Below are 21,766 nucleotides of genomic sequence, written 5' to 3'. Positions count from 1 at the left end.
AGCACCAGGCAGGCGGCTTCGCGCTTGAACTCAGGGGTAAACGTACGGCGTTGTTTGGTCATCGGACACCTCTCTGTGGCGAGCATTCTCGCCTAAATGGGTGTCCGGGGTTAGTAGACCACTACACGATTACGCTTAAGCCCATCCACACGACTGATGTTCAGGAACCGCACAGGTGAAAGAGCCGAACCCTCCCGATGAAAGCGAAGTGCAAATCCGACGCACGGCGCTTTATTCGACCCTTGCCCAAGTACCTGAAGGCAAAGTGGTCAGCTATGGTCAGCTGGCCGAACTCGCGGGTCTGGGGCGTGCCGCCCGCTGGGTTGGCCGGACCCTCAGCCAACTACCCGGCGATACCAGACTGCCGTGGCACCGGGTATTGGGTGCCGGCGGTCGGATCAGCCTGCCGCTGGGCAGCCCTTCGGGGGACGAACAACGGGCACGATTACGTTCTGAAGGCGTCACCATCCTGAACAATCGTGTGGATATTCAGCGCCATGGCTGGCGTCCGATAGAGCACAGCGGTTAGAGTGCGCGCTTTGTTTTCGCAATCTTGAGGCAGACTTCAGCCCATGCCCCGTAAAACCTGGCGCGCCGCGCTAGCCGCCTATGCCAGTCCTTCGACGCTCGTGCTGTTGTTGCTCGGTTTTGCTGCCGGCCTGCCGTACATGCTGGTGTTTTCGACGCTGTCCGTCTGGCTGCGCGAAGCCGGCGTTGCCCGTGAAACCATCGGCTACGCCAGCCTGATCGGCCTGGCCTACGCCTTCAAATGGGTCTGGTCACCGCTGCTCGACCAATGGCGCCTGCCTTTATTGGGCAAGCTGGGCCGCCGCCGTTCGTGGCTGGTGCTCTCGCAGTCGTTAGTGATTCTGGGCCTGATCGGCATGGGCTTCTGTGATCCGCAGAAACACCTGTCCTGGCTGATCGCCATTGCCGTCATCGTCGCCTTTGCCTCCGCCACCCAAGACATTGCGGTCGACGCCTATCGCCTGGAAATCGCCGACGACAGCCGTCAGGCAGCACTGGCCGCCAGTTACATGTCCGGCTACCGAGTCGCCGCCCTGCTGGCCACGGCGGGCGCGCTGTTCTTCGCCGAAGGCTTCGGCTCCACCGGCTTCAACTACCAACATTCAGCCTGGACCGGCACCTACGCCCTGTTCGGGGTGTTGATGGTCCCTGCCCTGTTGACCTCGCTGCTGATGCGCGAACCGCCCGTGCCATTGCGCACGCAGTTGCAGGCCGGTCGCTACAGCTTCGTCCATCAACTGGCCTCGGTATTCGTGCTGATCGTGTTGCTGGTGTCGGTTCCGGCAATGTTCACTCAGCTCTACAACACCGATTTCGCCAGCGTACTGTTCGGTCAGATGAGTCCGCTCGACCTGCTGCTCGAAGACCGCGCCTTCCTGCGTGCAATCCTCTATACCCTGCTCACCGGCCTGTGCCTGTCGACCATGGGCCGTCGCGGCCTGGCGCCAGTGCTGACGCCGGTCAACGACTTCATCCTGCGCTACCGCTGGCAGGCGTTGCTGCTGCTCGGACTGATCGCCACGTATCGGATGTCCGACACGGTAATGGGCGTGATGGCCAACGTGTTCTACATCGACCAGGGCTTCACCAAGGATCAGATCGCCAGCGTGAGCAAGATCTTTGGCCTGATCATGACCCTCGTCGGTGCCGGCATGGGCGGCCTGCTGATCGTGCGGTTCGGCATCCTGCCGATCTTGTTCATCGGTGGCGCGGCTTCGGCGGCGACCAATCTGCTGTTTGTGATGCTGGCCGACATGGGGCCGAACCTGCAGATGCTGGTGGTGACCATCTCCCTCGACAATTTCAGTTCCGGGCTCGCCACCTCGGCGTTCGTCGCCTATCTGTCGAGCCTGACCAACCTCAAGTTCTCGGCCACCCAGTACGCCCTGCTCAGTTCGATCATGCTGTTGCTACCGCGTCTGATGGGCGGTTACTCCGGCGTCATGGTCGAGAAGTTCGGCTACCACAACTTTTTCATGATCACCGCGCTGCTCGGTGTGCCGACGCTGGTGCTGATCGCCCTGCACTGGTTCCAGGAAAATCGCCGTGCGGGCCCGACGCCAACGCCCGAGCCTGCACCGACCTCCGTCGTCGAAGAGTCGTAGGACATTTCAGATACGGCGGGAGGATTCCCGCCGTCGAGCCTCACCGCCAAGCGCAATCCTGTACGTCGGCAAATCTCGCCGGTACACTGCTCCGTCATTTCCAGTCATAGCAACCGACAACGGCCAACCATGCGCACCAGTCAATTTTTGCTCGCCACACAGAAAGAAACGCCTTCCGATGCGGTCGTCGTCAGCCACCAGCTGATGCTGCGCGCCGGCATGATTCGCAAACTCGCTTCGGGCCTGTACACCTGGCTGCCGATGGGCTTGCGGGTAATGCGCAAGGTTGAAGCCATCGTTCGCGAAGAAATGAACGCTGCCGGTTCTCTTGAAGTGTTGATGCCGAGCACCCAACCGGCCGAGCTGTGGCAGGAATCGGGGCGCTGGGAAGAATACGGCCCTGAGCTGCTGCGCATCAAAGACCGCCACGGTCGCGACTTCTGCGCGGGCCCGACTCACGAAGAAGTGATCACCGATCTGATGCGCAACGAATTGAGCAGCTACAAGCAGCTGCCGATCAACCTGTACCAGATCCAGACCAAGTTCCGTGACGAAATCCGCCCACGCTTCGGCTTGATGCGTGGTCGTGAATTCATCATGAAGGACGCCTACTCGTTCCACGCCGATCAGGCTTCGCTGCAGGTCACCTACGACCGCATGCATCAGGCGTACTGCAACGTGTTCACCCGCCTGGGCCTGAAGTTCCGTCCGGTTGAGGCCGACAATGGTTCGATCGGTGGCGCTGGCTCTCACGAGTTCCACGTGCTGGCCGAGTCCGGCGAAGACGACATCGTCTTCAGCAACGGTTCCGACTACGCGGCGAACATCGAGAAAGCCGAAGCCGTGCCACGCGAAACCTCGCGTCCGGCACCGGCCGAAGAGCTGCGCCTGGTCGACACCCCGGAGACCAAGACCATTGCCGCGCTGGTGGAAAAATTCAATCTGCCGATTGAAAAGACCATCAAGACCCTGATCGTCCACGCCGAAGAGCCAGGCAAGCTGATTGCCCTGATCATCCGTGGCGACCACGAGCTCAACGAAATCAAGGCGGCCAACCAGCCAGGCGTCGCCAGCCCGCTGGTCATGGCTTCCGATGCCGAACTGCGTGACGCCATTGGCGCCGGCGCCGGTTCCCTCGGCCCGCTGAACCTGCCACTGCCGATCATCATCGATCGCTCGGTCGAACTGATGAGCGACTTCGGCATCGGTGCGAACATCGACGACAAGCACTACTTCGGCGTGAACTGGGAGCGCGATCTGCCGGTTCCGACCGTCGCCGACCTGCGTAACGTCGTGGCCGGCGACCCAAGCCCGGACGGCAAAGGCACGCTGGAAATCAAGCGCGGCATCGAAGTCGGGCACATCTTCCAGCTGGGCAACAAGTACAGCAAGGCGATGAAGTGCGAAGTGCTGGGCGAGAACGGCAAGCCGGTCACGCTGGAGATGGGTTGCTACGGTATCGGCGTATCCCGCGTGGTCGCTGCCGCCATCGAGCAGAACAACGACGACAAAGGCATCATCTGGAGCGACACCCTGGCGCCGTTCCAGATCGCCCTGGTACCGCTGCGCTATGAAACCGAGCAGGTGCGCGAAGCCACTGACAAGCTGTACGCAGAATTGACGGCGGCCGGTTTCGAAGTGTTGCTGGACGATCGCGACAAGAAAACCAGCCCGGGCATCAAGTTTGCGGACATGGAGCTGATCGGCATTCCTCACCGGATCGTGGTCAGTGACCGCGGCCTCGCCGAAGGCAACCTGGAATACAAGAGCCGCACCGAGGCCGAAGCGCAAGCGCTGCCGGTCGCCGATGTGCTGTCCTTCCTTCAGGCCCGTATCCGCCGCTGAATCCAGATAGAGACCTCATGTTCAAGCGAAACACCTTGGGCCTCGGTGGCGCCGCCTTGTGCGGCGCCCTGCTGGTCAGCGGCTGCGCCAATCAGATGTCACAGCGCAGCGAGCACGAAGAGCGGGTCGAGCGCAAACTGCTCGACCATAGCCTGCAGATCGATGTCGGTGAGCCTAAGGTGCTCGAACTGCCGCAACGACGTGTGAAGATCAACGAACAGAAGACCTTCGAAGTCACCGAGTTCGAAGTCACACGCCGTTACGACCGCTACACGCCTTACCAGCCCTGGCGCGAAATCTATGAGATTCCGTTGGGTGCAGTGGCGGTGGTTGCCGGTCTCGGCGCCAATGTGGTCAATGTGTTCGCTTTGGGCAATCTGCCGGACAGCGTGACCAAGGACTGGCTGAACTACGGCATTGCCGGGGTCAACCCGTTCATGAACGTGCAGTCTCACGGTCGTGCACAACAGAACCTGGCCGGTATCGATGAAGTCCAGCGCGACAAGCGCACGGAATATTCGAGCCTGCCGTGGAGCGAACGCCCGGTGCAGGTCAAGGCTGGCAAGCAGACCTTTGACATGACCACTGATCGCAACGGCGTGCTGCGCCTGAACCTGCTGGACAGTCCGTTCGCCGAAAATGACCTGAATCATATCGGCAAGCTGCAAATCAGCGTCGAAGACGGCAAGGATGACGTGCACAGCGATTCGTCCCTGGCGATCAGCAGTCATTTGCGCAGCAAGTTGCTCGAAGCCCACGGGTTGATTTACGACGATCTGGAAGACGACGAAGTGAGCCAGTGGGTCCACCGGGTCAAGCGCCTGTCGGAGCTGGGTCTGGAAGAAGAAGCCAGCGAGCTGGAGCAAAGCCTGATCGAACTGACGCGCAACGATCCTGAGTTGCAGGCCGAGTTTCTCAAGTCGCTGACCAAGGATGCCGGGCGCCTGGTGGCAGATCCGGGACCGAATTAAGCCTTAAAAGATCGCAGCCTGCGGCAGCTCCTACAGGGAACGCATTCCAATGTAGGAGCTGCCGCAGGCTGCGATCTTTTGACTTTTAACGCTCAAACAACTCCATCTGCTCAAACCCACCGCGCAAATCCTCCAGCCGGACCCCCACGCCCAACAAGCGCACCGGTTTCCCGCCACGATTGAATGCCTGCGTCAGCATCAACTGATAACTGCCCAGATCCCGCCCTGCCCCGGCCTGTTCCAGTGTGGTCTGGGTAAAATCGTGAAACTTCACTTTGACGAACGGCTTGCCCGGCCGATAACTGCTGTCGATCCGTTCCATGCGGGTTTTCAGGGTGTCCAGCAGCTCAGGCAGCTTGTCGAGGCAACTGCGCAGATCCGGCAAATCGACGTCGTAGGTGTTTTCCACGCTGATTGACTGACGGCGACTGTCGTTATGCACCAGCCGGTCATCAATCCCACGGGCCAGACTCCAGAGTCGCTCACCGAAACTGCCGAATTCGCGCACCAGCGCCAGCTTGTCCCACTCGCGCAATTGCAGACAATCGGCAATGCCGAGTTTGCCCAGCTTGTCCGCGGTGACTTTGCCGACGCCGTGCAACTTGCTCACCGGCAAACCGCTGACGAAATCTTCCACCTGATCCGGAGTAATGACGAACAGCCCGTTGGGCTTCTTCCAGTCACTGGCGATCTTGGCCAGAAACTTGTTCGGCGCCACACCCGCAGACACGGTGATGTGCAACTGATTGGAAACGCGCCGGCGGATATCCTGAGCGATACGCGTGGCGCTACCGCCAAAATGCGCACTGTCGGAGACGTCAAGATAGGCTTCGTCCAGCGACAGCGGTTCGATCAGGTCGGTGTAATCGCGAAAGATCGTATGAATTTCCTTCGAGGCTTCGCGATAGGCGTCCATGCGTGGCTTGACGATGGTCAGGTCGGGGCACAGCTTCAAGGCATGGCCTGATGACATTGCCGAGCGCACACCATACGCCCGCGCTTCATAGTTGCAGGTCGCAATCACTCCACGCCGATCCGCCGACCCACCCACCGCCAGCGGCTTGCCGGCCAGGTTCGGGTCGTCGCGCATCTCGATGGCGGCGTAGAAACAGTCACAGTCGACGTGGATGATTTTTCGCTGGGTCATGACAGAAAAAGCAACATGGTGAGCCGGAAACGCAGTATCTCACTGACAACTGTATATAGCACCAGTGGTCCGAATGTTCTTTTCAGTCTGTAGGGCAACGACAATGAATTTATTTTCTCAATCGAAAATCATTGACCAATAGAGCTGAAAGCCTTGTCCCACCTGCCCTGCGTCCCTTCTCCCGCCCTGCAAAAAGCGCTAAGCGATTGAACAGGAACAGATTTATCAAGATTCAAGGTTGACACTTCGGCGATCCTCTGTAGAATGCCGCCACACAGACGCGGGATGGAGCAGTCTGGTAGCTCGTCGGGCTCATAACCCGAAGGTCGTCGGTTCAAATCCGGCTCCCGCAACCAAACATCAAAAAAGGCTACTCGAAAGAGTGGCCTTTTTTTGTGCGCGTCTGTTTTTCAATCAAACGCGCAGCCGAGCGAACAGGAATTCGTTGCATTTCCGAAACTTACCGTTGCGCTGCGACCGTTTGACACAAATTCACACTTATTTGACCCTTTACGGGATTAGCGGTTGACACCTCGCCGTTCGCCTGTAGAATGCCGCCACACAGACGCGGGATGGAGCAGTCTGGTAGCTCGTCGGGCTCATAACCCGAAGGTCGTCGGTTCAAATCCGGCTCCCGCAACCAAACATCAAAAAAGGCTGCTCGAAAGAGTGGCCTTTTTTGTATCTGTGGAAAAAGTCCTTTCGCAACAATGATCTGTCACGCTGCAGTGAAACGCTCAGGATCATCAGACCCGCCCGGTTGCGACTATGCTTGAGTCGCAGGCAAGACGTCTGCAATCCATGACCCGCCCTCGCCGATCCCGGATGAGAGGCGTAGTATTTTGTGATTATTTTTTTCTACAGGGATTGGTAACTTGGCTGGATACCTCCATCCTGTCGCGCACAATCCAAGAGGTGATTGATGCGCGCCAACTCGTCTGATTCACAAGACACCGTCACAGCAGAACATCCGATCAAACCCGAGCGCCTGCGCTTGCTGGATCGGTTGAGCAAATATCGCCAGCCGATCGGTCTGGCGGTCACGTTGCTGCTGTTTGCCATTGCGCTGATTGCCTGCCGCCATCTGCTGAGCGAACTCGATCTCTACGCCCTGCATGACTCGATCCTGGCCGTGCCGAAACCGGCCCTGCTGGGAGCCGTGAGTGCGACGGTGGTCGGCTTCATCATATTGCTCGGCTATGAATGGTCGGCCAGCCGCTATGCCGGCGTGGCCTTGCCGCCGCGCACCCTGGCACTGGGCGGCTTCACCGCGTTTGCGATTGGCAACGCCATCGGCCTGTCGCTGCTGTCCGGCGGCTCGGTGCGCTACCGTTTATATGCACGACATGGTCTGGGGGCATCGGAAGTCGCGCACATGACGCTGTTCGCCAGCCTGTCGCTGGGTTGCGCCCTGCCTCCGCTGGCCGCCCTCGCGACCCTGAGCGACCTGCCCGCCGCCTCCACTGCATTGGGTTTGTCAGAAGGCCTGCTCGGCACGATCGCCGCGGTGGTGCTGGGGCTTGGCGCGATTCTGGCCGTCGGCATCTATCGCCGCCGCCTGCCGGAGCAGCCATACCGCGACAACCTGCTGGTCAGGGTCGGTCGCCGCACATTGCGCCTGCCGGGCCGGCGCCTGACCTTCCTGCAACTGATCATCACCGCTCTCGACGTCGCCGCAGCGGCCACCGTGCTTTATCTGCTGCTGCCGGAAGCCCCGCCGTTCGGCGCCTTCCTGCTGGTGTACCTGCTGGCCCTGGCCGCCGGCGTCCTCAGCCATGTGCCGGGCGGGGTCGGGGTCTTCGAAGCGATCCTGCTCGCCGCTTTCGCTGACACCCTCGGCGCCGCGCCACTGGCCGCCGCCCTGCTGCTGTATCGCCTGATCTACGTGGTGCTGCCGCTGCTGGTGGCCTGCCTGTTTTTGCTGATCAACGAAGGCCAGCGCCTGTTCCAGACCCAGACCATGCGCGCCGCGTCCGGTCTGGCCGCACCGATTCTGGCGGTGCTGGTGTTTCTGTCCGGCGTGGTGCTGCTGTTTTCCGGTGCCACCCCGGAGATCGATACGCGCCTTGAACACATCGGGTTTCTGATTCCGCATCGGCTGGTCGACGCCTCGCACTTCGGCGCCAGCCTGATTGGCGTGTTGTGTCTGTTGCTCGCTCAGGGCCTGCGCCGTCGCCTGTCGGCCGCGTGGATGCTGACCACCATTCTGTTGCTGGTCGGCGCCCTGCTCTCGCTGCTCAAAGGCTTCGACTGGGAAGAAGCCACGCTGATGACGCTCACCGCGGCGCTGCTCGGGGTGTTCCGCCGTTCGTTCTATCGTCCGAGTCGCCTGACCGAATTGCCGTTCTCGCCGCTGTATCTGGTGGCCAGCCTGTGTGTATTGGGCGCTTCGACCTGGCTGCTGCTGTTCGCCTATCAGGACGTGCCCTACAGCCATCAACTGTGGTGGCAGTTCACCCTCGACGCTGACGCCCCGCGCGGCCTGCGCTCGCTGCTCGGCGCGGCGGTGCTGTTGCTGGTGATCGCCCTGACCTGGCTGCTGCGCACCGCTCGCCCGGTGATTCATCTGCCCACCCCGGACGAACTGGATCGCGCCGCGAAAATCCTGATGGCCTCGTCGCAACCCGATGGCGGTCTCGCCCTGACCGGTGACAAGGCGCTGCTGTTTCACCCCAACGACGAGGCGTTCCTGATGTACGCCCGTCGCGGCCGCAGCCTGGTGGCGCTGTACGACCCGATCGGCCCCGGCCAGCAGCGTGCCGAGATGATCTGGCAGTTCCGCGACCTGTGCGACATCCATCACACCCGTCCGGTGTTCTATCAGGTGCGCGCCGAGAACCTGCCGTACTACATGGACATCGGCCTGACCGCGATCAAGCTCGGCGAAGAAGCCCGGGTCGATCTGCATCGCTTTGACCTGGAGGCCAAGGGCAAGGAGATGAAGGACCTGCGCTACACCTGGAACCGTGGCACCCGCGACGGTCTGTCGCTGGAGATCCATGAGCCGGGCCAGGCGCCGATGGATGAGTTGAAAGAGATCTCCGATGCGTGGCTGACCGGCAAGAACGTGCGCGAGAAAGGCTTCTCCCTCGGCCGTTTCAGCGACGATTACCTGAAGCATTTCCGCATTGCGGTGATTCGCTTCGAAGGCCGCCCGGTGGCGTTCGCCAACCTGCTCGAGACTTACAGCCATGACTTGGCCAGTCTCGACCTGATGCGCTCGCACCCGGACGCCCCCAAGCTGACCATGGAGTTCCTCATGGTCGGCCTGATTCAACACTATAAGAGTCACGGATACGCGCGCTTCAGCCTGGGCATGGTGCCGTTGTCGGGGTTGCAACCCCGGCGAGGTGCACCGCTGACCCAGCGTCTGGGCTCGATGGTCTTCCGCCGTGGTGAGCAGCTGTACAACTTCCAAGGCTTGCGCCGCTTCAAAGACAAGTTCCAGCCTGACTGGGAACCCCGTTATATGGCAGTGCCCGCCGGACTCGATCCGCTGGTGGCGCTGGCCGATACTGCTGCCCTGATCGCGGGCGGCTTGACTGGATTGGTGAAACGCTGATGATTCAACGCTCCCTGAAGTACATCCTGGCCGCACTGATCGTGCTGGCCGTGATTGCCGGCGGCGGTTACTGGTACCTCAAACGCCCGGCACCGCAACCGACACTGCAACCACTGACGGCTGCCGACGGCACGGTCATGACCCGCGTCATTCCCGGCACCCAGCCCAAGGCTCAGGTGCTGGTCGCGGTCAATGACGACCAGAAGCTGACCGACAACCAATTGAGCACCCTGAGCCGCAGCGCCTCGGCGCAGATCGTTCAGGTGATTCTGCCCAAGGACTGCCTGCAACAGAGCCGCGCCCTGCAAACCGGCCTGCGCGAACTGAATGGCCCGGCCACGCTGGTCAGCGGGATCGGCCCTGGCGCGGTACTGGCCTGGCGCTGGTTGTCCGAGCAGAAGGACGACAAGGCCCAGGCGATCTCGGTTGACCTGGCCCTGGAAAAACCTGGCTGCACCCACCTGCTGCCGAAATCTGCCGCCCACGGCCACTGGCTGGTGGCGTGGAACGACAACCCGGACGACACCAGCGCCGGTTTCGTGCGTGATCAACCCAACGCCGAAACCAGCATCAGCGATTACGACATCAACCTGCCGCAAGTGCTGAACAACGAACTGCGCAAGATCCTCGTTGGCGGCGACAAGGCCAACGGTGGCTTGGCGATCCCGGTGGTTGAAGTGCCGGCTGGTCAGGCCAAAGACACCGTGACCCTGTTCCTCTCCGGTGACGGCGGCTGGCGCGACCTCGACCGCGACGTGGCCGGCGAGATGGCCAAGATCGGTTACCCGGTGGTTGGCATCGACACCCTGCGCTACTACTGGCAGCACAAGAGCCCGGAGCAAAGCGCACTGGACCTGACCGAACTGATGCAGCACTACCGCCAGAAATGGGGCACCAAGCGCTTCATCCTCACCGGTTACTCGTTCGGTGCCGACGTCCTGCCGGCGATCTACAATCGCCTGCCGGACACCGAGCAGCAACGCGTCGACGCCATCATCCTGCTGGCCTTCGCCCGCACCGGCAGCTTCGAAATCGAAGTCGAAGGCTGGCTCGGCAACGCCGGCAAAGAAGCCGCCACCGGCCCGGAAATGGCCAAACTGCCTGCCGCCAAAGTGGTGTGCATCTACGGCGCCGAAGAAACCGACGAAAGCGGCTGCACCGACAAGACTGCCGTCGGCGAAGCGGTAAAACTGCCTGGTGGCCACCACTTCGACGAGAACTACCCGGCGCTGGCCAAGCGTCTGGTGGACTTGATCGAGAAGCGTCAGAGCAAGGATCAGCCGGCAGAGTGATCTGAGCTGATAAAAAAGCCCCCGCAGCCTCACATTCCAGCCTCCAGCTAAATTCCCTGTGGGAGCGAGCTTGCTCGCGAATACGGCGGGTCAGTCAACAGATTCGCTGGCTGACACTACGCCTTCGCGAGCAAGCTCGCTCCCACAGGGGAATTGCGCTGGACTCAAGTAATCATTAGCCCCGGCAGGCGTATCTTGCCCGCATATCGTAATGGCTGATCGCTTGAGCCGGATCGAAGTTGATCAATCGCTCCATAGCTTGCGCTTCAATCCGAAGGTTCTCGAGATCATCCTGCTTTTCTTGTTTCGATGATTCCGTCATACGCGTCTCGCTCATTTGCACACGCCAGTTCGTGTCAGACGTTTAGTATCGTTTACTTCCAGTTTCGCAATATCAGATGACGCCCACAGACCTTGTAGGCAAACTCCGAAACTCGTGTTCGGGCGCTTTGCGGCTCTATTGCGCGGTTTTTTGACGAGATACTCTCCGGACGTCGCTGACCCATTCAGCGATCGGGTGTGGTAACCCGGAGAAACCAGCGCAAGAGCCCGCTCATCGAGTAATGGCGGCTGTGCGTGGGACGCTTTCGAGCGTGCCGGTTTCCTTGGTTCCCGGTTTACCACCCCGCGTACAGTTGCCTCCCTTTCGTGTGGTAACGAAAGTCGCGGCACTTCGAACCAAGGAGTAACACGATGACCGAAACTGATCTGCACGGACCCGCAAACGTTAAAAACATCGGCTGCACCCCCTTCCCCTACCACTCGGATCAAGCGTTCTTCAACGTCCGCGCCGGCATCCCGATCATCGATGCCCTGTCCCAATCTTCCGACCTGCTGTCCCTCGCCAAATCCTTCGCCGAGGACGCCGCCTTCATCAAAGACACCGACCGCCATGCCTGGGCTGCGCATTACCTGACGGTGATGGGCAAGGCTTTGCTTGATGATGTGATCCAGGCATTGATACCGCGACCTGCGCGCACGAAGACCGAGTCTGAAACAGAGATACCTGAAAGCCTGTAGAGGTTTAAAGATCAAAAGATCGCAGCCTTCGGCAGCTCCTACATGGAATGCGAAACCTGTAGGAGCTGCCGAAGGCTGCGATCTTTTGATCTGAAGTTGCCGCCCACAAAAAAGCCCCCGCCAGCCACAAGGCTGACGGGGGCTTTTCAGTGGATGTAGAACTACATCTCCACCTGCGTCCCCAGTTCAATCACCCGGTTCAGCGGCAGATTAAAGAATCGCAGGTTGCCGTTGGCATTCTTCAACATGAACGCAAACAGCGCCTCGCGCCAGCGGGCCATGCCTTCGAGTTTCGAGGCGATCACCGTTTCGCGGCTGAGGAAGTAGGTGGTGCGCATCGGGCTGAAGTCCAGTTCCTCCAGGTGACACAGTTTCAGCGCCTGCGGCACGTCCGGCTCGTCGGTGAAGCCGAAGTGCAGGATCACCCGGAAGAAGCCTTCGCCGTGGGCCTCGACTTCGAAGCGTCGCGATGGCGGCACGCGCGGGATGTCTTCGTAGACCACGGTCAGCAGCACCACTTGCTCGTGCAACACCTGGTTGTGCAGCAGGTTGTGCAACAAAGCGTGCGGAACGGCGTCGGAACGCGCGGTGAGGAACACCGCAGTGCCCTGCACGCGGTGCGGCGGTTGCACGCGGATGCTGCTGATAAAGATCGGCAGCGGCAGCGCGCCTTCATCCAGGCGCTCGACCAGCAATTGCTTGCCGCGCTTCCAGGTGGTCATGAGCACAAACAGCGCAATACCGGCGATCACCGGGAACGCACCGCCCTGCACGATTTTCGGCACGTTGGCGGCGAAGTACAAACCGTCCACCAACAGGAAACCGATCAACACCGGCACCGCGAGAATCGGCGGCCATTTCCACAGCAGCAGCATGACGGCTGACACCAGAATGGTGGTCATCAGCATGGTGCCGGTTACCGCCACGCCGTAAGCCGAGGCCAGTGCACCTGAGGATTCGAAGCCGAGCACCAGCAGCACTACGCCGACCATCAGCGACCAGTTCACCGCGCCAATGTAGATCTGGCCCTGCTCGTCGCTGGAAGTGTGCTGGATGTACATGCGCGGGATGTAGCCGAGCTGGATCGCCTGACGGGTCAGGGAAAACGCACCGGAAATCACCGCTTGCGAAGCGATCACCGTGGCCAGGGTCGACAGCCCCACCAGCGGAATCAGCGCCCAGCTTGGCGCCAGCAGGTAAAACGGGTTACGTGCCGCTTCCGGGTTTTCCAGCAGCAAGGCGCCCTGACCGAAGTAGTTCAGCACCAGCGCCGGCAGCACCAGCAGGAACCACGCACGGGCAATTGGCTTGCGGCCGAAGTGGCCCATGTCGGCGTACAGCGCTTCAGCACCGGTCAGCGCCAGCACCACGGCGCCGAGGATCGCCACGCCCATGCCGGCGTGCACCATGAAAAAACGCACCGCCCAGACCGGGTTCAGCGCATGCAGCACTTCCGGGTAATGGCTGATGCCGTACACGCCGAGGGCGCCGAGCACCAGGAACCAGGTGACCATGATCGGCCCGAACAGAATGCCGATCCGCGCCGTACCGTGGCTCTGGATCAGGAACAAGCCGACCAGCACCACCAGCGACAGCGGCACCACCCAGTGGTCGATGCCGTCGAACGCGAGGCCCAGGCCTTCAATGGCCGACAACACGGAAATCGCCGGGGTGATCATGCTGTCACCGTAAAACAGCGCCGCGCCGATCAGCCCGCACACCACCAGCAACGAACGCAACCGCTTGCGCTTGCCCGCCGCACGACGTGCCAGTGCGGTAAGCGCCATGATGCCGCCCTCGCCCTGGTTGTCGGCGCGCAGGACGAACATCATGTATTTGATTGAAACGACCCAGATCAGCGACCAGAAGATCAACGACAGAATGCCCAGCACTCCATCGTGATTGACGGGTACGCCGTATGCGCCGGAAAACACTTCTTTGAGGGTGTACAACGGGCTCGTGCCGATGTCGCCGTAAACCACCCCGACTGCCGCGACCAGCATGCTCAGCGGTTTTGCAGCCGAATGCTCGGCGCCCGCCGCCTGACTACTTGCCTGACCCATCCAACACTCCTGATTCTCAAACCGGCTTCTTTGAATGAAGCACTATGCTTTATGGTGCAGCATGCGCTGTTTTACCTGTTGTTACAGACGTTTTGTTGACTGTAAAAAATTGGTAAAGCTCAACGGCGCGAAGCATAGCGCAGCACTCGTCGTATTTCCCTGCATAAAGCTGGTCAAGTGCGTTGCTCATCGCTAGAATTGCGCACTTTTTGATCAGAGGCGCACCCTGAGCGCCCGTCCGTCGACTTTTCCACACGGCAAGCGACGTCACAAAACACCGAGGTTAGACATGTCCACCACTCCTGCGCCGGCCAATCCAAAGGTTGGCTTTGTATCTCTGGGTTGCCCGAAAGCACTGGTCGACTCCGAGCGCATCCTGACCCAGCTGCGCATGGAAGGCTATGACGTGGTGTCCACCTATCAGGACGCCGACGTGGTGGTGGTCAACACCTGCGGTTTCATCGACTCGGCCAAGGCTGAATCGCTGGAAGTGATCGGTGAAGCGATCAAGGAAAACGGCAAGGTCATCGTCACCGGTTGCATGGGCGTGGAAGAAGGCAACATCCGCGACGTGCACCCGAGCGTGCTGGCCGTGACCGGTCCACAGCAGTACGAGCAAGTGGTCAACGCGGTGCACGAAGTGGTGCCACCGAAACAGGACCACAACCCGCTGATCGACCTGGTGCCGCCGCAAGGCATCAAGCTGACCCCGCGCCACTACGCGTACCTGAAGATTTCCGAAGGCTGCAACCACAGCTGCAGCTTCTGCATCATCCCGTCGATGCGCGGCAAACTGGTCAGCCGTCCGGTGGGTGATGTGCTCGACGAAGCCCAGCGCCTGGTCAAGTCCGGCGTCAAAGAGCTGTTGGTGATTTCGCAAGACACCAGCGCCTACGGTGTCGACGTGAAATACCGCACCGGGTTCTGGAACGGCGCGCCGGTGAAAACCCGCATGACCGAACTCTGCGAAGCGCTGAGCACCTTGGGCGTGTGGGTGCGTCTGCACTACGTTTACCCGTACCCGCACGTTGACGAGCTGATCCCGCTGATGGCCGCCGGCAAGATCCTGCCGTACCTGGACATCCCGTTCCAGCACGCCAGCCCGAAAGTCCTGAAGTCGATGAAACGCCCGGCGTTCGAAGACAAGACCCTGGCGCGGATCAAGAACTGGCGTGAAATCTGCCCGGACCTGATCATCCGTTCGACCTTCATCGTCGGCTTCCCGGGCGAAACCGAGGAAGATTTCCAGTACCTGCTCAACTGGCTGACCGAAGCCCAGCTCGACCGCGTCGGTTGCTTCCAGTACTCGCCAGTCGATGGCGCGCCGGCCAATGACCTGGACCTGGAAGTGGTCCCGGACGACGTCAAGCAAGATCGTTGGGAGCGGTTCATGGCGCACCAGCAGGCGATCAGCTCGGCACGCCTGCAAATGCGCATCGGCCGCGAGATCGAAGTGCTGGTGGACGAAGTCGACGAGCAAGGCGCCGTCGGCCGCTGCTTCTTCGATGCCCCGGAAATCGACGGCAACGTGTTCATCGACAACGGCAGCAACCTCAAGCCGGGCGACAAGGTCTGGTGCAAGGTGACTGACGCTGACGAATACGACCTGTGGGCTGAGCAGATCTAAACACCGCACACCCGTAGGCGCTGCCGAAGGCTGCGATCTTTTGATCTGAAAAGATCGCAGCCTCGTTTCACTCGACAGCTCCTACAGGGATTGCGCTGATATCAAAAGCCCCGCTCTTTTTACGAGATGCGGGGCTTTTTTACGGCTATTGTTTGCTGTGGGAAGGAATCCCGCTTATCCACTGGAAAGAGGCGACGGGCATGCGTCAGCATTCGGTCATTCACACGCCGAAACTCAGCGACTATCAGGAACTGACCCGGGTCTGGGAGGCCTCGGTCCGCGCGACCCATGATTTTCTGCCGGACAGTTACATCGAATTGCTGCGTAATCTGGTGCTCACCCGTTACCTGGATGCGGTGATGCTGATCTGCACCAAGGATCATCAGCAGCGCATCACCGGATTCGCCGGGGTCGCGGCGGGCAAGATCGAGATGCTGTTCATCGATCCCGCGCATCGCGGTCAGGGGCTGGGCAAGCAGTTGCTGAATTACGCCATGCAACATCTGAATGCCGATGAACTGGACGTCAACGAACAGAACCCGCAGGCGCTGGGGTTTTACTTCAAACAGGGTTTTGAAGTGATCGGCCGCTCAGAAGTCGACGGCATGGGCCAGCCGTACCCGCTGCTGCATATGCGCCTGCGCCAGAGCCAGCAGCGCTCAAGTAACGGCTGACACATCGTAGAACCCTGTGGGAGCTGGCTTGCCAGCGATGCGGGCGACTCGGTCTGACAGATGCACCGAGGTGATGCCATCGCTGGCAAGCCAGCTCCCACAGGAATTGCGAACACCCTACAAATGGAACCGGGCTTAACCGGCGCCAGGCAGGTACAATGCCCACCCCTTTTTTGTTACGGCCCTGTCATGACTGACCCGATTCGCCTCTCCAAACGCCTCATCGAACTGGTCGGTTGCTCCCGCCGGGAGGCCGAGCTGTTCATCGAGGGCGGCTGGGTCACCGTGGACGGCGAAGTGATCGACGAACCGCAGTTCAAGGTCGGCGACCAGAAGGTCGAACTCGACAAGGACGCCAAGGCCACCGCGCCGGAGCCGGTCACGATTCTGCTCAACGTGCCGGCCGGTATGGACGTCGACACCGCCATGCAATCGCTCAGCGCCGACACCCTCAGCGAAGAGCACCGCTACGGCAAACGGCCGTTGCGCGGACACTTCCTGCGTCTGACCGCCAGCGCCGACCTGCAGCCCAAGGCCAGTGGCCTGCTGGTATTCACCCAGGACTGGAAAGTGCTGCGCAAACTGACTGCCGATGCGGCCAAGATCGAGCAGGAATACGTGGTCGAGGTCGAAGGCGACATGGTTGCCCACGGCCTCAATCGCCTGCAGCATGGTCTGACCCACAAGGGCAAGGAGCTGCCGCCGGTCAAGGCCAGCTGGCAGAACGAAAACCGCCTGCGCTTCGCCATGAAGAACCCGCAGCCGGGGATCATCGCGCAGTTCTGCGAAGCGGTTGGCCTGAAGGTCGTCGGCATCCGCCGCATCCGCATCGGCGGCGTGTCGATCGGCAAGGTTCCAGTCGGCCAATGGCGCTACCTGTCCGGCAAAGAGAAGTTCTGACACCTCTGTTGCCGCCACACATTCCGGCAGCGTGCCTGCGCGTTGCCCACAACGATTATCAGGATGACCCACATGATTCATAACGACATATTGCGTAGCGTGCGCTACATGCTCGACATCAGCGACAAGAAAGTCGTCGAGATCATCAAGCTCGGCGGCATGGACGTGGAGCTGAAAGACGTCGTCGCGTACCTCGACAAGAAAGAAGAAGACGAAGAAGGCTTCGTGCGCTGCCCGGACGAGGTCATGGCGCACTTTCTCGATGGCCTGGTGATCTTCAAACGTGGCAAGGACGAAAGCCGTCCGCCACAGCCGATCGAAGTGCCGGTGACCAACAACATCATTCTGAAGAAGCTGCGCGTGGCTTTCGAACTGAAGGAAGACGACATGCACGCGATCCTCAAGGCTGCCGAGTTCCCGGTGTCCAAGCCTGAGCTGAGCGCGCTGTTCCGCAAAGTCGGCCACACCAATTACCGCCCGTGCGGCGATCAGTTGCTGCGCAATTTCCTCAAGGGCCTGACCCTGCGCGTTCGTGGCTGATCACGCAACATGACTTACAGCGTCTCCCCCATTGGCTTTGTGCGCTCCTGCTTCAAGGAGAAGTTCGCCATCCCGCGCCAGCCACAACTGGCCCCCGCCGCTCGTGGTGTGCTGGAGCTGGTGGCGCCGTTCGATCAGGGTGACGCGGTGCAGGGTCTGGAGCAGGTCAGCCATGTCTGGCTGCTGTTCCTGTTTCATCAGGCGCTGGAAGAAAAACCGCGCCTGAAAGTGCGCCCACCGCGTCTGGGTGGCAACAAGTCCATGGGCGTATTCGCCACCCGCGCCACTCACCGTCCCAATGGCATCGGTCAGTCGGTGGTAAAGCTGGACAGAGTCGAGGCGCATCGGCTGTTCATCTCGGGCATCGACCTGCTCGACGGCACGCCGATCCTCGACATCAAACCCTATGTGCCTTACGCCGATATCATCTCCAAAGCGTCCAACAGCATCGCCAGCGCCGCGCCACAGCTGATTGACGTGCAGTGGACGGACGCCGCGCTGCAACAGGCGCACGGGCATGCTCAGCGCCTTGGCGAGCCACTGGTCGAGTTGATCGAGCAGTGTCTGGCGCAGGATCCGCGTCCGGCGTATCAGACGCCAGCACCGGAGCGCGAGTACGGTGCACAGTTCTGGGATCTGGACGTGCGCTGGCATTACCCGACGCCGGAGCAGATTTGCGTGCTGGAAGTCATCCCGGCCAATACCTGAGACATCGCTTTTGTAGGAGCTGCCGAAGGCTGCGATCTTTTGATCTTGTTTTTTAAGATCAAACGATCGCAGCCTTCGGCAGCTCCTACATGGATTGTGGCAGGCAGGAAGGAAGGGAATATTTCGGGCATGAAAAAGCCCCCATTGCCTTCGCCGGCAATGGGGGCTTTTTCGTGGGGCTTACTTCTCGACGAACGCACGCTCGATCAAGTAATCACCCGGCTCGCGCATCCGCGCCGAGATCTTCAGGCCGAAGCTGTCGAGCACTTCGCTGGTCTCGTCGAGCATGCTCGGGCTGCCGCAGATCATCGCACGGTCGTCCTGCGGGTTGATCGGTGGCAGGCCGATGTCGCTGAACAGCTTGCCGCTGCGCATCAGATCGGTCAGACGGCCCTGGTTCTCGAACGGCTCGCGGGTCACGGTCGGGTAGTAGATCAGCTTGTCACGCAGCGCTTCACCGAAGAACTCGTTCTGCGGCAGGTGCTCGGTGATGAACTCGCGATAGGCGACTTCGTTGACGTAGCGCACGCCGTGCACCAGGATCACTTTTTCAAAGCGCTCGTAGGTTTCCGGGTCCTGAATCACGCTCATGAACGGCGCCAGACCCGTGCCGGTGCTCAGCAGATACAGGTGCTTGCCCGGGTTCAGGTCGTCCAGTACCAGGGTGCCGGTAGGCTTCTTCGAGATGATGATCTCGTCGCCTTCCTTCAGGTGCTGCAACTGCGAAGTCAGCGGACCATCAGGCACCTTGATGCTGAAGAACTCGAGATGCTCTTCCCAGTTCGGGCTGGCGATCGAGTAAGCGCGCATAAGCGGGCGGCCATTTGGCTGTTGCAGGCCGATCATCACGAACTGACCGTTCTCGAAGCGCAGGCCCGGATCGCGGGTGCACTTGAAGCTGAACAGAGTGTCGTTCCAGTGATGAACACTGAGGACACGCTCGTGGTTCATGTTGCTCATGTACGTGGGACTCCTGGATATTGGGTCTGCGCTCGCCTTTGCGGCCGACAGTGCGCAATTGCAACGCATTCTAATAGCGACGACAATATCTGTTAACTGGATTATTAAGATAAGGGTTATCGGTTATATCGATATGCGATTTACTCTTCGTCAACTGCAAGTCTTCGTTGCCGTCGCCCAGCAGGAAAGCGTATCCCGTGCTGCGGGTCTGCTCAACCTCTCGCAATCGGCGGCAAGCACCTCTATTACCGAACTGGAGCGCCAGTCCAGCTGCCAGCTGTTCGACCGCGCCGGCAAACGCCTGAGCCTCAATGCTCTGGGCAAACAGCTGCTGCCGCAAGCGGTGGCCCTGCTTGATCAGTCCAAGGAAATCGAAGACCTGCTCAACGGCAAATCCGGTTTCGGCTCACTGTCGGTGGGTGCCACCCTGACCATCGGCAATTACCTGGCGACCCTGTTGATCGGCGGCTTCATGCAGCGCCATCCCGAAAGCCAGGTAAAGCTGCATGTGCAGAACACGGCCAATATCGTGCATCAAGTCGCCCACTACGAAATTGATCTGGGTCTAATCGAAGGTGACTGCAGCCACCCGGACATCGAAGTGCAGAGCTGGGTCGAAGATGAGCTGGTGGTGTTCTGCGCGCCGCAACATCCGTTGGCCAAACGCGGCAGCGCGACCATGGAAGAGTTGACGCACGAAGCGTGGATTCTGCGCGAACAAGGCTCCGGTACGCGGCTGACGTTCGATCAGGCCATGCGTCACCATCGCAGTGCGCTGAATATCCGTCTGGAGCTGGAGCACACTGAAGCGATCAAACGCGCGGTGGAATCAGGATTGGGGATTGGCTGTATTTCGCGGCTGGCGCTGCGCGATGCGTTTCGGCGCGGCAGCCTGGTGGCGGTGGAAACCCCGGATCTGGATCTGGCGCGGCAGTTCTACTTCATCTGGCACAAGCAGAAGTATCAGACGTCGGCCATGCGCGAGTTTCTCGATCTGTGCCGCGCTTTCACCGCCGGGGTGCAGCGCAGCGACGAGATCGTCTTGCCAAGTATCGCTTAAAGCAGAATCACCGCCCACACCAGGGCAATCATGCTCAGGGCCACGAATTGCGCGGCGCTGCCCATGTCCTTGGCGTTCTTGGACAGTGGGTGAAGTTCCAGGGAAATGCGGTCAATCGCCGCTTCTACTGCCGAGTTCAACAACTCGACGATCAGCGCCAGCAGGCAGACGGCGATCAGCACTGCCTGTTCGACGCGGCTGACATTCAGGAAAAACGTCAGCGGAATCAGCACCACATTGAGCAGCACCAGTTGGCGAAATGCCGCTTCGCCGGTGAAGGCTGCGCGCAGGCCGTCCAGCGAATAACCGGAAGCGTTGAGGATGCGTTTCAGGCCGGTCTGGCCCTTGAAAGGTGACATAAGGTAAAAACCAACCAGAAAGGAGTGGGAAAGCTAGAGCAACAAAAGTCAAAAAAGCGTGAAGACGCCAGCCTTTATTGGCTCGGAATTGACTCAAGTTGTTGCAGAAGTAATGCCGCCTGTGTCCGGGTGCGTACGTTCAACTTGCGAAAGATCGCCGTAACGTGAGCCTTGATGGTCGCTTCGGACACGTTCAGCTCATAGGCAATCTGCTTGTTCAGCAGGCCTTCGCAGACCATGGTCAATACGCGGAACTGTTGCGGAGTCAGGCTGGCAAGGCCGTCGCTGGCAGCTTTGGCTTCGGCGGAGACGCTGACCGCTTCGAACGCCTGCGGTGGCCAGAACACATCGCCATCGAGCACCTTGCGCACGGCTTGCTGAATCATGCTCAGGTCGCTGGACTTGGGAATAAAGCCACTGGCACCGAACTCGCGGGACTTGACCATGACCGAGGCCTCTTCCTGCGCCGAGACCATCACCACCGGAATCTGCGGATATTGCCCGCGCAGCATGACCAGACCGGAAAAGCCGAAAGCGCCGGGCATGTTCAGGTCCAGCAGGACCAGATCCCAGTCGGACTTTTCGGTCAGGCGCGCTTCCAGCTCGGCGATGCTCGCCACCTCCACCAGTCGTACATCCGGGCCAAGGCCCAGCGTCACCGCTTGATGCAGTGCGCTACGAAACAGAGGGTGATCATCGGCAATCAGGATGTCGTATGTGGCCATTATTCAAATGATCCTGTTTTTGATGGCAGACCCGACGCATTCGGGCCTCGCCAAAGCAACTCAAGAGAGCGCTGCACAGCGCTATCCACAGGGGCACGTTCAACGCCAATCACAAGCAAACACGGCGTTTCAAACCTTGGCCGCACCCTAATCGGCGCCAAGCATGCCCAGCGAAGCCGGG

20 protein-coding genes and 2 tRNA genes are annotated in these 21,766 nt (G+C 60.3%); 16 read left to right on the top strand and 6 right to left on the bottom strand.

Annotation, left to right across the window (positions count from 1 at the left end; all coding sequences use genetic code 11):
* Nucleotides 1–175: 175 nt before the first annotated feature.
* The 4 genes from L6D63_RS26425 to L6D63_RS26410 all read left to right on the top strand — a co-directional run bounded on the left by L6D63_RS26425 (nt 176) and on the right by L6D63_RS26410 (nt 4,948).
* A complete protein-coding gene (locus tag L6D63_RS26425; RefSeq protein WP_047292044.1) occupies nt 176–529 on the top strand; it encodes an MGMT family protein in 354 nt (117 codons plus the stop codon).
* 43 nt (nt 530–572) lie between these two features.
* A complete protein-coding gene (locus L6D63_RS26420) occupies nt 573–2,132 on the top strand; it encodes an AmpG family muropeptide MFS transporter (RefSeq protein WP_041070722.1) in 1,560 nt (519 codons plus the stop codon).
* 129 nt (nt 2,133–2,261) lie between these two features.
* Nucleotides 2,262–3,977: a proline--tRNA ligase gene (locus L6D63_RS26415; protein WP_121184077.1), complete on the top strand. Its 1,716-nt coding sequence runs from the start codon at nt 2,262–2,264 to the stop codon at nt 3,975–3,977.
* Between the two features lie 17 nt (nt 3,978–3,994).
* Nucleotides 3,995–4,948: a hypothetical protein gene (locus L6D63_RS26410; protein ID WP_047292014.1), complete on the top strand. Its 954-nt coding sequence runs from the start codon at nt 3,995–3,997 to the stop codon at nt 4,946–4,948.
* A gap of 85 nt (nt 4,949–5,033) precedes the next feature.
* Here the strand turns inward: L6D63_RS26410 and dinB are convergent, their stop codons facing one another.
* A complete protein-coding gene (gene dinB, locus L6D63_RS26405) occupies nt 5,034–6,095 on the bottom strand; it encodes a DNA polymerase IV (protein WP_047292012.1) in 1,062 nt (353 codons plus the stop codon).
* Nucleotides 6,096–6,374: 279 nt separating this feature from the next.
* Between dinB and L6D63_RS26400 the strand changes: the two genes are divergently transcribed.
* From L6D63_RS26400 to L6D63_RS26385, 4 genes are all read left to right on the top strand, one after another.
* A tRNA-Met gene (locus L6D63_RS26400) sits at nt 6,375–6,451 on the top strand.
* 210 nt (nt 6,452–6,661) lie between these two features.
* Nucleotides 6,662–6,738: transfer RNA gene (locus L6D63_RS26395), tRNA-Met, on the top strand.
* Between the two features lie 279 nt (nt 6,739–7,017).
* On the top strand, nt 7,018–9,657 hold the full coding sequence (mprF, locus tag L6D63_RS26390) for a bifunctional lysylphosphatidylglycerol flippase/synthetase MprF (RefSeq protein ID WP_047292010.1): 2,640 nt from the start codon (nt 7,018–7,020) through the stop codon (nt 9,655–9,657).
* Nucleotides 9,657–10,949, top strand: a complete 1,293-nt coding sequence (locus tag L6D63_RS26385; RefSeq protein WP_007964390.1) for a virulence factor family protein — start codon at nt 9,657–9,659, stop codon at nt 10,947–10,949. The genes mprF and L6D63_RS26385 overlap by 1 nt, the downstream gene beginning before the upstream one ends.
* A 175-nt stretch (nt 10,950–11,124) precedes the next feature.
* On the opposite strand, the gene L6D63_RS26380 is transcribed toward L6D63_RS26385, so the two are convergent.
* Nucleotides 11,125–11,286, bottom strand: a complete 162-nt coding sequence (locus L6D63_RS26380) for a hypothetical protein (protein WP_179294938.1) — start codon at nt 11,284–11,286, stop codon at nt 11,125–11,127.
* Between the two features lie 356 nt (nt 11,287–11,642).
* On the opposite strand from L6D63_RS26380, the gene L6D63_RS26375 reads away from it, so the two are divergent.
* Nucleotides 11,643–11,969: a DUF3077 domain-containing protein gene (locus L6D63_RS26375; protein WP_131671860.1), complete on the top strand. Its 327-nt coding sequence runs from the start codon at nt 11,643–11,645 to the stop codon at nt 11,967–11,969.
* Between the two features lie 161 nt (nt 11,970–12,130).
* On the opposite strand, the gene L6D63_RS26370 is transcribed toward L6D63_RS26375, so the two are convergent.
* Nucleotides 12,131–13,972, bottom strand: coding sequence for a potassium transporter Kup (locus L6D63_RS26370; protein ID WP_373873763.1), 1,842 nt, complete (start codon nt 13,970–13,972; stop codon nt 12,131–12,133).
* 349 nt (nt 13,973–14,321) lie between these two features.
* Between L6D63_RS26370 and rimO the strand changes: the two genes are divergently transcribed.
* The 5 genes from rimO to tsaA all read left to right on the top strand — a co-directional run bounded on the left by rimO (nt 14,322) and on the right by tsaA (nt 18,481).
* Entirely contained in the window at nt 14,322–15,659 is a 1,338-nt protein-coding gene (gene rimO, locus L6D63_RS26365; RefSeq protein ID WP_047292002.1) for a 30S ribosomal protein S12 methylthiotransferase RimO, read from the top strand.
* A gap of 200 nt (nt 15,660–15,859) precedes the next feature.
* Nucleotides 15,860–16,333 carry a GNAT family N-acetyltransferase gene (locus L6D63_RS26360; RefSeq protein ID WP_121184073.1) on the top strand — a complete coding sequence of 158 codons (474 nt, stop codon included), beginning with the start codon at nt 15,860–15,862 and terminating at the stop codon, nt 16,331–16,333.
* Between the two features lie 189 nt (nt 16,334–16,522).
* Entirely contained in the window at nt 16,523–17,233 is a 711-nt protein-coding gene (locus tag L6D63_RS26355) for an rRNA pseudouridine synthase (RefSeq protein WP_047291998.1), read from the top strand.
* A 72-nt stretch (nt 17,234–17,305) separates the two neighbouring features.
* Nucleotides 17,306–17,773 carry a YehS family protein gene (locus tag L6D63_RS26350; protein ID WP_131671863.1) on the top strand — a complete coding sequence of 156 codons (468 nt, stop codon included), beginning with the start codon at nt 17,306–17,308 and terminating at the stop codon, nt 17,771–17,773.
* A 9-nt stretch (nt 17,774–17,782) separates the two neighbouring features.
* Nucleotides 17,783–18,481, top strand: a complete 699-nt coding sequence (tsaA, locus tag L6D63_RS26345) for a tRNA (N6-threonylcarbamoyladenosine(37)-N6)-methyltransferase TrmO (RefSeq protein ID WP_131671864.1) — start codon at nt 17,783–17,785, stop codon at nt 18,479–18,481.
* 180 nt (nt 18,482–18,661) lie between these two features.
* Here tsaA and fpr read toward each other — a convergent pair whose 3' ends face one another.
* The gene (gene fpr / locus L6D63_RS26340) at nt 18,662–19,441 is read right to left on the bottom strand and encodes a ferredoxin-NADP reductase (RefSeq protein ID WP_003222277.1); all 780 of its coding nucleotides are present in this window, start codon (nt 19,439–19,441) and stop codon (nt 18,662–18,664) included.
* Nucleotides 19,442–19,574: 133 nt separating this feature from the next.
* On the opposite strand from fpr, the gene L6D63_RS26335 reads away from it, so the two are divergent.
* Entirely contained in the window at nt 19,575–20,501 is a 927-nt protein-coding gene (locus L6D63_RS26335) for a LysR family transcriptional regulator (RefSeq protein ID WP_007964377.1), read from the top strand.
* On the opposite strand, the gene L6D63_RS26330 is transcribed toward L6D63_RS26335, so the two are convergent.
* Entirely contained in the window at nt 20,498–20,860 is a 363-nt protein-coding gene (locus L6D63_RS26330) for a diacylglycerol kinase (protein ID WP_042607041.1), read from the bottom strand. The genes L6D63_RS26335 and L6D63_RS26330 overlap by 4 nt on opposite strands.
* Before the next feature lie 74 nt (nt 20,861–20,934).
* Entirely contained in the window at nt 20,935–21,585 is a 651-nt protein-coding gene (erdR, locus tag L6D63_RS26325; protein WP_041072218.1) for a response regulator transcription factor ErdR, read from the bottom strand.
* Between erdR and L6D63_RS26320 the strand changes: the two genes are divergently transcribed.
* Nucleotides 21,578–21,736: a hypothetical protein gene (locus L6D63_RS26320; RefSeq protein WP_155416796.1), complete on the top strand. Its 159-nt coding sequence runs from the start codon at nt 21,578–21,580 to the stop codon at nt 21,734–21,736. The two genes, erdR and L6D63_RS26320, sit on opposite strands and share 8 nt — an antisense overlap.
* Nucleotides 21,737–21,766 lie beyond the last annotated feature (30 nt).

This window comes from Pseudomonas parakoreensis, from assembly GCF_021602155.1.
Lineage (GTDB): Bacteria > Pseudomonadota > Gammaproteobacteria > Pseudomonadales > Pseudomonadaceae > Aquipseudomonas > Aquipseudomonas parakoreensis.
Note: the sequence above shows the minus strand (reverse complement) of the source record. Positions and strands in the feature narration are given on the sequence as shown.